Here is a 12,563-nt window from a genome sequence, read left to right on the forward strand (position 1 = left end):
GCTATAAATAGTTGGTGCTTCGCAGACGATTCCTGGAGGAGGAATAATGCACCTGCTGCATATTGATTCGAGCATCCGAGGTGACTGGTCCGTCAGTCGGCGGCTCACCGCCCGCGCGGTCGACGCATGGCGTGCGGCCCACCCGGGCGGCACCGTGGCCTACCGGGATCTGGGCGCCGACCCGCTCCCGCACCTGGACGCGGCCGGCGGGCTGGCCCGGATGACGCCGCCGGATCAGCACACGCCGGCCCAGCGCGAGTCCTGGGAGCTCAGCGAGCGGTTGGTCGACGAGGTGAAGCAGGCCGACGTGGTGCTGCTCGGGCTGCCGCTCTACAACTACGGCGCGCCCAGCAGCGTCAAGTCCTGGGTCGACCACCTGATCGTTCCTGGGCTGGCGTACGACCCGACGACACAGGAGGGTCTGCTCGGTGACCGCGAGTTCGTGGTGCTCGCCAGCCGAGGTGGCGGATACGGCGAGGGAGCCCCGCGCAACGGCTGGGACCACGCGGAGCCGTGGCTCCCGCACGGCCTGTCGCTGACCGGCCTGCGGCCGCGCTTCATCAGTGCCGAGCTGACCCTGGCGCCGTCGGTGCCGGCGATGGCCGAGCTGATCCCGCTGCACGAGGCGAGCCTCGCGCAGGCCGAGAAGGAGATCGACAATCTCTGGCCACCGGCCGGTGCCGCCCGCTGACTGTCGGTTGCCTCGTCGCAGCGGAGGGTGGCGGTCCACACCGGACGGCCACCCTCCGGCCCGGGACATCCAGTTCTGTGCACCGGGTGGCTGAGGGCCGCAACCCGTCCGGATGAGTCGTGGCTGCCCTGACCCCATCGGTTTCGTCGCGGTCCGGTTTCGGATCATGGAGAAAACCCCTTACCGGGCAGCTTCCTGACCGAACCCTTGCTACGGTGTCCCGGCTTAGAGCTGTCAATGGGTGTCGCTGCCGGGACGTGTCGGCGCAGCGTCGTTGGCGCAGGCACGACGGGGAAAATCTTCAGTTCGGGCGGATTCGCCCATGTGTGTTTCGTCGTTCACCCGTCGCGTCCCCCGCAGGTCATCCCGGGCAGCTCCGAGTGCCTCGTTAATCGAACGACGGGAAGCAATCAGTGGCTGAAGTGGCAACATCCGCAGGAGCCCGACGGCGGTGGTACGCCGGTGTCGTGGCGGGCCTCGCCCTCACGGGCGTGGCGGCCGTGGCACCCACGACCAGTGCTCAGGCCGCCCCCACCGGCGGCGGCGTCTACGACGCGGCGAGCAGCTCGCGACCGGACCGGTTGAGCAAGCTGCCGAACCTGCACAAGGGGAAGCTCACGCTTCCCAAGCCGGGCGCCCAGGGCCGGGCCTTCCAGTCCGGCACGGGTGCCTCTCCCAAGGTCTTCCAGGGGACCCTGGCCAGTGCCTCCGAGTTTCCGTACATCGTGGGTATCGTCACCACCCTCCAGGACGGCCCGGACTTCTACTGGTACTGGTGCACCGGCACGATCATCGCCCGTAACAAGGTGCTGACCGCCGCGCACTGCACCGCCGACGGTCCCGGCACCACTCGGGTCATCGCCGGCAACGACCGGCTGGTCGACAGCAATGGCCAGATCGTCGGTGGCAGCGGGTACGTCGCCGAGGTCAGTTCAACCTGGACCCACCCGGGCTGGAACATCGCCCAGCAGTACAACGACCCCAACGCGCCGATCGTCGACGACGTCTCGGTCCTCACGCTGAAGCAGAACCTGCCCAGCGCGTATACCGCGGTGTCGCTGAGCGCCCAGGGCGACCAGAAGCCGTACGCGGCCGGCACCTCGGCCCAGATCGCGGGCTACGGCATCACCACGTCGGGTGAGCAGCAGCCGGACAGTCGGCTGCGCAAGGCGACCGTTGCGATGCGGTCCGATGCGGACTGCAACGCCGACGGGCTCTACTTTGCCAACCGGATGATCTGCGCCGGCTCGGGCACCAAGGCCGCCCCCAGCAGCGACACCTGCGCTGGCGACTCGGGCGGTCCGCTGCTCGTCAACGGGGTCCAGGTCGGCATCACCGACTGGGGCTTCGAGCCGTGTGGTTCCTCGCCCGGCTACTACGAGCGGTTGAGCTACTACAACAACTCGATCAAGGCGGACCTGACCCGTCCGGCGCTGGTCAACGCGGACTGGTCCGGCGACGGTCACACCGACCTGCTCGCCCGCGACTCCGCCGGCAACCTGGGGTTGTACTACGGCAGTGGCTTCTCCAACAACGGGTACGGCGGCTTCTACATGGCTCGCCAGATCGGCACGGGCTGGAACATCTACAGCCGCGTCTTCCGGGTCTACAACTGGAACGGCGACAAGAAGCCCTCCATCATGGCGATGAAGCCCAACGGTGAGCTGTTCCTCTACAACACCGATGGCAAGGGCAACTTCGTCGGAGGCGCCAAGAAGGTCGGCACCGGTTGGCAGGGCTTCACCGCGCTCATGGTGACGAACAACTGGCTGGGCAACAACCGGCCGAGCCTGCTGGTGCGCAAGTCCAACGGTGACCTGATCCGCTACACCAGCAATGGTGCGGGCGGTTGGGAGAACCCGCTCGGCACCAAGATCGGCAACGGTTGGAACGGCTTCAACCTGTTCCTCACCCCCGGGGCCTGGAAGGGCGACGGGCGTGAGGTGCTGATCGGTCGCACCTCGACCGGTGACCTGAAGATGTACCAGTCCGACAGCAAGGGCGGCTGGACCAACCCGCTCGGCACCAAGATCGGCAGCGGTTGGCAGGGCTTCAAGAACATCATGGTTCCGGGCGACTGGAGCGGCGACAACATGATGGACATGCTGGGCGTCAACAGCAAGGGCGACATGCGGCTCTACACGACCAACGGCTACGGCCAGTGGATCGACTCGAGCGGCAAGGTCGTCGGCACCGGCTGGGGCGCCTTCAACCTGGTCTTCTGATCCGGTTGTTCCAGCGGTAACGAAACGGAAGGGCCCGCAACCAACCGGTTGCGGGCCCTTCCCGTTGTCGCACGATCAGACGATCGTCCAGGTGTCGCCGCTGCCCAGCAGACCGGCGAGCTGCTGCTCGGGGGTCTCGGTGACAGTCGCCTTGGCGGCCGCCAGCTGACCCTGCACCACGCTGTCGTAGGACGGCCGGTCCACCGAGCGGAACACCCCGATCGGGGTGTTGCGCAGGTCCAGGCCGGGCAGCCGGGACAGCGCGAAGGCGTACGCCGGGTCGGTCACCGTCGCGTCGTGCACGACGATCTCCTCCGGGCGCACCGAGCTGGTGTCCCGAACCTCGAGGCCGAAACCGCCCGGCGGGTGCACCACGCAGAACCGCCCGTCGGCACCGAAGGTGATCGGCTGCCCGTGCTCCAGGCGGATCAGGTAGTCGTCCCGGGTGGACGGGTCCTTCAGCTGGTCGAACGCCCCATCGTTGAAGATGTTGCAGTTCTGGTAGATCTCCACGAAGGCCGAGCCCTCGTGTTCCGCGGCGGCCCGCAGCACCGACTGCAGGTGCTTGCGGTCGGAGTCGATGGTCCGGCCGACGAAGCTGGCCTCCGCGCCGAGGGCGAGCGAGAGCGGGTTGAACGGGGCGTCCGCCGAGCCGGCCGGCGTGGACTTGGTGATCTTGCCGACCTCGGACGTCGGAGAATACTGACCCTTGGTCAGACCGTAGATCCGGTTGTTGAACAGCAGGATCTTGAGGTTGACGTTGCGCCGCAGCGCGTGGATCAGGTGGTTGCCGCCGATGGAGAGCGCGTCGCCGTCGCCGGTGACCACCCAGACCGACAGGTCCGGCCGGGACACCGACAGGCCGGTCGCGATCGCCGGGGCCCGACCGTGGATCGAGTGCATCCCGTACGTGTTCATGTAGTACGGGAAGCGCGACGAGCAGCCGATCCCGGAGACGAAGACGGTGCGTTCCCGGGGGATGTTCAGCTCCGGCATGAACTGCTGGATGGCCGCCAGGATCGCGTAGTCACCGCAGCCGGGGCACCAGCGCACCTCCTGGTCGGACTTGAAGTCCTTCGCGGTGAGCTTGACGGCGACGGGCTCAGACATTCTTCAGCACCTCTTCCAGCGTCGTCTCCAGCTCGGCGGCCGTGAACGGAAGGCCGCGGACCTGGTTGTAGCTGATCGCGTCGACCAGGTAGCGGGCCCGGATGACGTGGGCGAGCTGGCCCAGGTTCATCTCCGGGATGACCACCTTGTCGTACGAGCGCAGCACCTCGCCGAGGTTGGCCGGCATCGGTGCCAGGTGCCGCAGGTGCGCCTGGGCGATGGAGAGACCGCGCTGGCGCACGCCGCGGCACGCCGCGCCGATCGGCCCGTACGTCGAGCCCCAGCCGAGGACCAGCACCCGGGCGTCGCCGTCCGGGTCCTCCACCTCGATGTCCGGCACCGGGATCGTCTCGATCCGGGCGGCCCGGGTGCGCACCATGAAGTCGTGGTTGGCCGGGTCGTAGGAGATGTCCCCGGTCTTGTCGGCCTTCTCCAGACCGCCGATCCGGTGCTCCAGGCCCGCCGTGCCGGGGATCGCCCACGGCCGGGCCAGGGTCTCCGGGTCACGCAGGTAGGGCAGGAAGGTGGTGCCGTCCTCGCCGTTGGGCTTGGTGGCGAACTCGACCCGCAGGTCGGGCAGCGACTCCACGTCGGGCAGCAGCCAGGGCTCGGAGCCGTTGGCGACGTAGTTGTCGGACAGCAGGATCACCGGGGTGCGGTAGGTGAGCGCGATCCGGGCCGCTTCCAGCGCCGCGAAGAAGCAGTCCGACGGTGAGCGGGGCGCGATCACCGCGATCGGCGCCTCACCGTGCCGACCGTAGAGCGCCATGTTGAGGTCGGCCTGCTCGGTCTTGGTCGGCATGCCTGTCGACGGGCCGGCGCGCTGCACGTCGACGATCACCAGCGGCAGCTCCAGCGCCACCGCGAGCGAGATCGTCTCGCTCTTGAGCGCCACACCGGGGCCGCTGGTGGTGGTCACGCCGAGCGACCCGCCGTAGGAGGCGCCCAGTGCGGCGCCGACCGCGGCGATCTCGTCCTCGGCCTGCATGGTGAGGACACCGAAGCGCTTGTGCTTGCTCAGCTCGTGCAGGATGTCCGACGCGGGCGTGATCGGGTACGCGCCCAGGAAGACCGGCAGCCCGGAGCGGACCCCGGCGGCGACCAGCCCCAGCGAGAGTGCCGCGTTGCCGGTGATGTTGCGGTACGTGCCCGGCTGCATCTTCGCCGGCTTGACCTCGTAGCGGACCGCGAAGTCCTCGGTGGTCTCGCCGAAGTTCCAGCCGGCCTTGAAGGCGGCGACGTTCGCGGCGACCAGCTCCGGACGGGCCGCGAACTTGCGCTCCAGGAAGCGCAGGGTCGACTCGAAGGGCCGGGAGTACATCCACGAGAGCAGGCCGAGCGCGAACATGTTCTTCGACCGCTCGGCGTCCTTCTTGGACACCTGGTGGGCGGCGAGCGCGCCGACAGTCATCGAGGTCAGCGCCACCGGGTGCACGACGTAGCCGGCCAGCGAGTCGTCGTCCAGCGGGCTGGTCTGGTAGCCGACCTTGGCGAGGTTGCGCTTGGTGAACTCGTCGGTGTTGACGATGATGTCCGCGCCGCGCGGCAGGTCGGCCAGGTTGGCCTTGAGCGCCGCCGGGTTCATCGCCACCAGCACGTTGGGCGCGTCACCCGGCGTGAGGATGTCGTAGTCGGCGAAGTGCACCTGGAAGCTCGACACACCCGGCAGGGTCCCGGCGGGAGCCCGGATCTCGGCGGGGAAGTTTGGCAGCGTGGAGATGTCGTTGCCGAGCTGCGCCGTCTCCGAGGTGAACCGGTCGCCGGTCAGCTGCATGCCGTCGCCGGAGTCGCCGGCGAACCGGATGACGACCCGGTCGAGTTGACGGATCTGCTTGGTCACTGTGCCACCTTCGTTCGCGACTGCGGGGCTTGCCCGGCCACGGAACCTCCTTGACGCAACGCTTCACCGCACCGCCCCAGGCTGGTCCGGCCGCTGTCGTTCCTCACCTGAGAGCCTACGTCTAAGGGAGCCCTAACTATCGCCGGAGGTCCGCCGACTGGGACCAGACGGTGGTGAAAAATGCCCGCCTTTGCGGTATTACGTCCCGCCCGCCGTAATTCAGATCACCCCCGGACGCGTCGATGACCCCGGCCGGGCGGGGCCGGGGTCGTCCGTCGATCAGTCGGCGGGGTTGGTGGCGGGCTCGGGCGGCGGGCCGCCGAACCGGCGGCGCAGCGAGGTCATGGCCAGCGTGAGGGCCAGCACCACCAACAGCGTGGAGACCACGATCAGGATGACAGCGGTGCGCTGCACCGAGGTCAACCCGCCGTCTCCGCTCGCGGCGCCGGCCGGCAGGACGCCCTGCGAGCCGGTCGGTGCGGGAGGGGAGACCACCGGCGTGGCCAGGGCGGCCGCCGCGGTGATCCGGAAGCTCATCTGCACCCGACGGGTCGGGCCGCTGCGAGGATCGAGTTGACCGATCACGGCACCGGACAGCGGAGCCTCCCGCTGGGCCTGCGGTGTCGCCTCCACCGGCAGCCGCACCTCGGCGGTCGTGCCGGCCAGCACCATCCCGGCGTCACAGCGGGTACGCGACGGGTCGACCGCCACACAACCGGACGGCGGGGTCGGCACCGTCACCCCGGCCGGCAGGACGACCTCGACCCGTCCGGCGGCGTCCACCGTGCCGGTGTTGCCCAGCCGGAGCGTGAGGGTGCCGGGGCTGCCGCTGATGTCGAAGGCCACCTCGTCGGCGGCGAGCGCGATCCCGGGCACCGGCGGACCGGGTGGGAAGAGCACCGCGAAGCCCTGGTCGTCGGTCGCCTCGCCGGCGACTCCCGGTGCGTCCGCGATGACCCGGACGGAGCCGCTGAGCGGCATCTGCTTCCACGCCGTGCCGGCGACCCGCAGGCGCAGCACCGTGCTGAACCGGACGCCCGCCTCCGCCGTCCAGGCCCCGCAGCGGTACGCGCCACCACCGGCGGCGACGCAGCCCTTGGTGCCGGCGTCGCTCAGCCCGACGGGCAGCGTGTACGAGAGCCGGATCCGTTGCGTGGTGGTACCCGTGTTCCGCACGGTGACCTGCAGGGTGGCCGCCGTGCGCGCCGCGTTCCAGTACGCCTCGCCGAGGGTGACGTCACCGGTGGTGACCTGCACGCCCAGCGGGCTCCGCGGTGGTGCCGCCGAACCCGGCGCGGACGGGTGGACCGGCGGAGCCGGGGGTGTCGCGGGAGCCGGCGGCGTTGGCGGGGCCACAGGTGTCGGCGGCACCGGGGGAGCCGGGCTGGGCGGTCGGGTGGTGCCGCCCGGCGCGGGCGCGACGGTGGTCGGCACCGGCGGGACCTCCGGCGCGGTGGTCACCGGTGCTGGTGGCGTCGTCTCCGGTGGTGGCGCGGTGGTCTCCGGGGCCGGCTCGGTCGGCCCCGGTTCACCGCCCGGATCCTCGGTCGGGGTGGGCTCCTGCGCCGGCGTGGTCGGGGGCCCGTCTCCCGGCTCGTTGACCGGGCCGGCCGAGCTGAGGACCGGTTCCGTATCCGGTGTGGCCGCACTGGCGCCGGCAGGTCCCAGGGCGAGCGCCGCGAACAGGCCGAGCGCGAGCGCCAGCACTGGCGTGCGGCGCCGCCCCTCCGCCCGTTTGCCGGGCGGTGCCTTCACGCGGGCCATCTGTCCTCCGGTGCCGTGGGTGGGGTGTCCAATATTCGGTAACAGTTGCCACAGTGCACTAGTCCCATCCGGAAACAAATCCGTAACGTGTTGGGGACAGCGCGTCCGGGGCGGGCGGTAGGCTGCCGACTGTGACCGGATACCTGGGCTCGTACGCGACGCTCGGGCTGCTGTTGCTCGCCAGCGTCCTCTTCTTCGTTACGGCGTTCTCCGCCAACCGGGTGTTACGCCCGACGCGTCCGGCCGACCCGCCGGGCAAGCGGGCCAGCTACGAGTGCGGGCTCGATCCGGTCGGCGCCGACTGGGCGCAGATGCAGATCCGCTACTACGTGTACGCCTACCTGTACGTGCTGTTCGCGGTCGAGGCGGTGTTCCTCTTCCCCTGGGCGGTGGTCTTCGACCGGCCGGGCTTCGGCCTGGTGACGGTGGTCGAGATGGCGGTGTTCGTGGCGGTGCTCGCGCTGGGCATCCTCTACGCCTGGCGTAGGAACATCCTCCGCTGGACCTGAGCGCACCGGCCTCCGGCGATCGTGTCGGCCCGTCCGCCCGAACGAGGTCGGTTACGGCGACAACCGGTCAGGCGAGCCCTCGGCGGGTCGCGGTGGGCGGGCGGTCGCCCCGGATCGAGGCCACCATGTCCAGCACCCGGCGGGTCGGGCCGACCTGGTGGGCCCGGAAGACCCGGGCGCCCAGCCAGGCCGAGACCGCCGTCGCGGCGAGCGTCCCCTCCAGCCGTTCGGCCACCGGCAGACCCAACGTCTCGCCGATGAAGTCCTTGTTGGAGAGCGCCACCAGCACCGGCCAGTCGGTCCCGGTCAGCTCGTCCAGCCGACGGGTGATCTCCAACGAGTGCCGGGTGTTCTTGCCGAAGTCGTGCGCCGGGTCGATGAGAATGCCGTCGGGGCGTACCCCTGCCGCCACCGCGCGCTCGGCGAGCCCGGTCACCGTCGCGACCACGTCGGCGACCACGTCGGTGAAGGCGGCCCGGTGCGGCCTGGTCCGCGGCGTCAGGCCGCCGGCGTGCGAACAGACCAGGCCGGCGCCGGTCCGCGCGGCCACCCGCACCAGGGCCGGGTCGGCGCCCGACCAGGTGTCGTTGAGCAGGTCGGCGCCGGCCGCCACGGCCTCCGTCGCCACCTCGGCACGCCAGGTGTCGATGGAGATGACCACCTGCGGAAACGCGGCCCGGACGGCGGCGATGGTGTCCACCGTGCGCCGGATCTCCTCGGCGACGCCCACCTCCGCGCCGGGGCCGGCCTTGACCCCGCCGATGTCGATGATGGCCGCGCCCTCGTCCACCGCCCGCTCCACGGCGCGGAGCGCGCTGTCGGCGGCGTAGGTGGCCCCTCGATCGAAGAACGAGTCCGGCGTGCGGTTGATGATCGCCATCACCACCAGCTCGCCGGGGGCGAACGTGTGCCCACCGAGCCGAAGCGCCCCGGCCATGTCCGCCTCCTGGAAGTTCGCGCCGTCGCCGCCGCGTCGGCCGGTCCCGACGCTAGTCGGTCGCCCGTGCGCGATTCCGGGCGGGCGGCGGCGTCGATCGTGATCGAGGCGGGTGGCGGGGTCGCTCCGGGCCGGCTGCCATGCCACGATCAGTACATGGGTCAGCTTCTGCTCCTCCTGGTCGTGGCGTTGACCGTCGCGGCGGTGATTTTCGGCGTGACGGTGCTGGTCAGCGGCCGTGATCCCGGCCTGGTGCCGGCCGAGCCGGATTCGCAGGCCGTGGCGCTGCCCGGCACTCGCCCGTTACGCGAATCCGACGTGGGGGCGGTCCGTTTCGACACCGGGCTGCGCGGGTACCGGATGGACCAGGTCGATCAGGCGATGCGCCGTGCCGCCTACGACATCGGTTACAAGTCCGAGCTGATCGGCGTACTGGAGTCGGAGGTCATCGCGTTGCGTGAGGGACGCACCGACGACGCGGACGCGCTGCGCCAGGCCCGCGAACAGTCCACCAGCAAGGTGGCGACCGCCGACGCGGCAGAGCCGACCGAGGCTGCCGAGCCCGGTGAGACCGCCGAGCCGGGTAAGGACGCGCCGCTGACCGCCGAGGCCGGCTCGGCCCCGGTCGGCTCGACGGCCCCCGGTCCGGTGCCCGCCGCCACCTCGTCCGCGGCGGACTCCGACGGGGTGGCGCCCGCCGTCGACGAGTCGGCCGATCGTGGGCAGACCGCCGCCGCGTCCGCCGACGGCACCGAGCAGCGCGACGCGGTGGTTCGGTCGGAGTCGGCGTGACCGACCCGGCGGGCGCTGACGATCTTCGGGAGGCGGCCCAGCCGGGTGCCGGCGAGGTGACCGCCACGGTGATCGTGGACGCCCCGGCGGAGCGGGTCTTCGCCGCGTTGCTCGCCTGGGAACGGCAGTCGGACTGGATCCCGTTCACCCGGGTCCGGGTGGTCGAGGGCGACGGGCGTGAGGGCAGCCGGATCGAGGCGGTGACCGCGCTCGGCCGGGCGACGTTGCGCGACGAGATGCGGGTGGTCCGGGTCGACGAGCCGTACGAGATCGGCGTGGTGCACCACGGCCAGCTGCTGCGTGGCCCGGGGGTGCTGCGCTGCACCCAGCTGGGCCGGGACCGCACCCAGGTCGTCTGGCACGAGTGGTTCCACCTGCCGGGCGGGCGGGCCGGTCGACTGGCCTGGCCGGTGCTCTGGCCCGGCTCCAAGCTCGGCCTCACCCAGGCACTGAAGAGGTTTGCCCGTCTGGTCGAGCAGGGCCGGCTGCCCTGACTGTGCGGCCCGGTGCCGGTTGCCAGCCCGGGGCCCGGAAGAGATACCCGGCGCGCTGCCGCCAGCTCGCCGCGGCGCGCAGGTCGCGGGCGATCGAGGCGTACTCGTGGAAGGCCACCCGGACCGGGTTGTAGCTGCCGACGTTCTTGGTCAGGCCGTACACGCAGCGCTCCCGTTCCGGGGCGAACGACCCGAAGAGCCGGTCCCAGACGATGAGGATGCCGCCGAAGTTGCGGTCCAGGTAGCTGCCCTGTGACGCGTGGTGCACCCGGTGGTGCGACGGGGTGTTGAACACCGCCTCGTACCAGCGCGGCATCTTGTCGATCCGTTCGGTGTGGATCCAGAACTGGTAGAGCAGGTTGACCGAGCCGCAGAACGCGACAACGGCCGGGTGGACGCCGACCACGATCAGCGGCAGGTAGAACACCCAGCTGGTGAGGCCGGTCCACGGCTGGCGCAGTGCGGTGGAGAGGTTGAACCGCTGCGACGAGTGGTGCACCACGTGGGAGGCCCAGAGGATGCGGATCACGTGGTGGCTGCGGTGCGACCAGTAGTAGCAGAAGTCCTGCGCGAGCAGAACCAGCGGCCAGGTCCACCAGAGTTCGGCGACCCGCAGCGGGGTGAGTGCGTAGAGCAGCGCGTACGCGGCGGCGATCGGCACCTTCCAGAGCAGGTCGGCGACGAGGCTGCCCAGCCCCATGGTCAGGCTGGTGGCGGTGTCGGCGCCGCCGTAGCCGACCTCGTCGTCGTCGCGGTGCAGCAGGTAGGAGACCCGTTCCAGCACGATGAGCAGCACGAAGGCCGGGATCGACCAGGCGATGATGTCCGGGAATTCCTTCACCGTGGCCTCCGCTCGCCGTCACCGGTCGGGGGCGCACCGTCGGGTGACCTCGACCTACCGGTCGGTAACAAGCACGATAGGCAGCCGGACGGCCGGTGGCAATGGGGTGTCGGACCGATGCCCTAGCGTGTACGAGGTGACTGACCTGGTGATCGGCGCTGATGGGCTGGCCCGCTGCGCCTGGGGGTCGAGCACCCCCGACTACGCCGTCTACCACGACACCGAGTGGGGGCGACCGCTGCACGGCGACGACGCGCTCTACGAGCGGATGACGCTGGAGGCGTTCCAGTCCGGGTTGTCCTGGCTGACCATCCTGCGCAAGCGTCCGGCGTTCCGGCTGGCCTTCGACGAGTTCCACCTCCCGAGCGTCGCCGGCTACGGCGACGCCGACGTGACCCGGCTGCTCGCCGACGCCGGCATCGTCCGCAACCGAGCCAAGATCGAGGCGGCGATCGCCAACGCCCGCGCCGCCCTGGAGCTGCCCGAGGGCTTGTCCGCGCTGCTCTGGTCCTTCGCGCCGGAGCCCCGCCCGGCCCGCCCGGCCTCGTTCGCCGAGCTCGCACCGATCACCCCGGAGTCGACGGCGATGGCCAAGGCGCTCAAGAAGCGCGGCTTCCGGTTCGTCGGCCCCACCACCGCGTACGCACTGATGCAGGCCACCGGAATGGTCGACGATCACATCGTCGGCTGTCACGTCACCGTCGCACCGACGGCGTGATGAGATGGCAGACATGACGACCGAGACCGCGTACCGGGCCGGTGCGGCCGGCAACGCCGACGGGGTGGGCACCTGGGCCGTGCTGCTGCCCGCCGAGCGGTACGACGCCGAGCGGCTCGTGCACCACGACACGCTGGAGTTGACCGGGCTGACCGACGCCGTCCGGCCGGGGCTGGGAGACCAGGTGGCGGTGCTTGTCGACGCGCCGCCCCGGCTGGTGGCCCTCGGTCGGGTCACCGCGCCGGGTCAACGCCACCGCGAGGACCCGGACGACCCGCAGTCGCCGAGCGAGCCGGGGACGCTCGTCGTCGCGTACACCCGACGGGCCTTCGACGAGCCGGTGCCGGCCGACCTGCTGACCCTCGACGGGCCGGTCACCGCACTGGAGCCGGCGGCCTTCCGGGCGCTGACCGACCAGCTCGGCCCGCCCCCGGCGCGGCGCACCTGGCTGGTCAGCCTCGACCTGCCGATCGAGGCCGACACGCCCGCCGAGGCGGTCCGACTGTTCTGGTCCTACGTGCAGGAGCTGGGGCCGCGTGAGCTGCCCGCCTTCGTCTCGCCGGCCGGTGACGAGCTGGCCATGCAGGCGTTCGTGCTGGGCGAGCAGGCCAACCAGGACCCGGAGGAGGACGACTAGCGGGG

12 protein-coding genes are annotated in these 12,563 nt (G+C 70.8%); 7 read left to right on the plus strand and 5 right to left on the minus strand.

Annotated features, from left to right (window positions below; all coding sequences use genetic code 11):
* Positions 1 to 46: 46 nt before the first annotated feature.
* Together AB0C03_RS31375 and AB0C03_RS31380 are read left to right on the plus strand one after the other, a co-directional pair.
* Entirely contained in the window at positions 47 to 691 is a 645-nt protein-coding gene (locus AB0C03_RS31375; RefSeq protein ID WP_245233536.1) for an FMN-dependent NADH-azoreductase, read from the plus strand.
* Positions 692 to 1,158: 467 nt separating this feature from the next.
* A complete protein-coding gene (locus AB0C03_RS31380; protein ID WP_051708199.1) occupies positions 1,159 to 2,916 on the plus strand; it encodes a trypsin-like serine protease in 1,758 nt (585 codons plus the stop codon).
* 75 nt (positions 2,917 to 2,991) lie between these two features.
* Here the strand turns inward: AB0C03_RS31380 and AB0C03_RS31385 are convergent, their stop codons facing one another.
* From AB0C03_RS31385 to AB0C03_RS31395, 3 genes are all read right to left on the minus strand, one after another.
* Positions 2,992 to 4,026 (minus strand): 2-oxoacid:ferredoxin oxidoreductase subunit beta, encoded by a 1,035-nt coding sequence (locus tag AB0C03_RS31385; protein WP_030329260.1) that lies wholly within the window; start codon positions 4,024 to 4,026, stop codon positions 2,992 to 2,994.
* Complete coding sequence (locus AB0C03_RS31390; protein ID WP_030329258.1) at positions 4,019 to 5,866, minus strand: 2-oxoacid:acceptor oxidoreductase subunit alpha; 1,848 nt, start codon at positions 5,864 to 5,866, stop codon at positions 4,019 to 4,021. The genes AB0C03_RS31385 and AB0C03_RS31390 overlap by 8 nt, the downstream gene beginning before the upstream one ends.
* 279 nt (positions 5,867 to 6,145) lie before the next feature.
* Entirely contained in the window at positions 6,146 to 7,630 is a 1,485-nt protein-coding gene (locus AB0C03_RS31395; RefSeq protein ID WP_210857511.1) for a hypothetical protein, read from the minus strand.
* A gap of 131 nt (positions 7,631 to 7,761) precedes the next feature.
* On the opposite strand from AB0C03_RS31395, the gene ndhC reads away from it, so the two are divergent.
* Complete coding sequence (gene ndhC / locus AB0C03_RS31400; RefSeq protein ID WP_030329256.1) at positions 7,762 to 8,139, plus strand: NADH-quinone oxidoreductase subunit A; 378 nt, start codon at positions 7,762 to 7,764, stop codon at positions 8,137 to 8,139.
* Positions 8,140 to 8,206: 67 nt separating this feature from the next.
* Here ndhC and folP read toward each other — a convergent pair whose 3' ends face one another.
* Positions 8,207 to 9,076 carry a dihydropteroate synthase gene (folP, locus tag AB0C03_RS31405; protein WP_030329255.1) on the minus strand — a complete coding sequence of 290 codons (870 nt, stop codon included), beginning with the start codon at positions 9,074 to 9,076 and terminating at the stop codon, positions 8,207 to 8,209.
* 156 nt (positions 9,077 to 9,232) lie between these two features.
* Here folP and AB0C03_RS31410 point away from each other — a divergent pair, with 156 nt between their 5' ends.
* Positions 9,233 to 9,868 carry a DivIVA domain-containing protein gene (locus tag AB0C03_RS31410; protein WP_030329254.1) on the plus strand — a complete coding sequence of 212 codons (636 nt, stop codon included), beginning with the start codon at positions 9,233 to 9,235 and terminating at the stop codon, positions 9,866 to 9,868.
* Positions 9,865 to 10,362: an SRPBCC family protein gene (locus AB0C03_RS31415; protein WP_030329252.1), complete on the plus strand. Its 498-nt coding sequence runs from the start codon at positions 9,865 to 9,867 to the stop codon at positions 10,360 to 10,362. Before AB0C03_RS31410 ends, AB0C03_RS31415 begins: the two co-directional genes overlap by 4 nt.
* On the opposite strand, the gene AB0C03_RS31420 is transcribed toward AB0C03_RS31415, so the two are convergent.
* Positions 10,307 to 11,203 (minus strand): sterol desaturase family protein, encoded by an 897-nt coding sequence (locus AB0C03_RS31420; RefSeq protein ID WP_036410865.1) that lies wholly within the window; start codon positions 11,201 to 11,203, stop codon positions 10,307 to 10,309. The two genes, AB0C03_RS31415 and AB0C03_RS31420, sit on opposite strands and share 56 nt — an antisense overlap.
* A gap of 136 nt (positions 11,204 to 11,339) precedes the next feature.
* Here AB0C03_RS31420 and AB0C03_RS31425 point away from each other — a divergent pair, with 136 nt between their 5' ends.
* Together AB0C03_RS31425 and AB0C03_RS31430 are read left to right on the plus strand one after the other, a co-directional pair.
* Entirely contained in the window at positions 11,340 to 11,921 is a 582-nt protein-coding gene (locus AB0C03_RS31425) for a DNA-3-methyladenine glycosylase I (RefSeq protein ID WP_030329248.1), read from the plus strand.
* Positions 11,922 to 11,934: 13 nt separating this feature from the next.
* On the plus strand, positions 11,935 to 12,558 hold the full coding sequence (locus tag AB0C03_RS31430; RefSeq protein WP_357640861.1) for a hypothetical protein: 624 nt from the start codon (positions 11,935 to 11,937) through the stop codon (positions 12,556 to 12,558).
* The last annotated feature ends 5 nt before the right edge of the window (positions 12,559 to 12,563 follow it).

This window comes from Micromonospora parva (assembly GCF_040649675.1).
In the GTDB taxonomy this organism is placed as follows: Bacteria; Actinomycetota; Actinomycetes; order Mycobacteriales; family Micromonosporaceae; genus Micromonospora; species Micromonospora parva.

Coding starts and splice junctions, on each gene's coding strand:
- AB0C03_RS31375 (WP_245233536.1), top strand. CDS start 47: ATGCACCTGCTGCATATTGATTCGAGCATCCGAGGTGACTGGTCCGTC.
- AB0C03_RS31385 (WP_030329260.1), bottom strand. CDS start 4,026: ATGTCTGAGCCCGTCGCCGTCAAGCTCACCGCGAAGGACTTCAAGTCC.
- AB0C03_RS31395 (WP_210857511.1), bottom strand. CDS start 7,630: ATGGCCCGCGTGAAGGCACCGCCCGGCAAACGGGCGGAGGGGCGGCGC.
- folP (WP_030329255.1), bottom strand. CDS start 9,076: ATGGCCGGGGCGCTTCGGCTCGGTGGGCACACGTTCGCCCCCGGCGAG.
- AB0C03_RS31410 (WP_030329254.1), top strand. CDS start 9,233: ATGGGTCAGCTTCTGCTCCTCCTGGTCGTGGCGTTGACCGTCGCGGCG.
- AB0C03_RS31430 (WP_357640861.1), top strand. CDS start 11,935: ATGACGACCGAGACCGCGTACCGGGCCGGTGCGGCCGGCAACGCCGAC.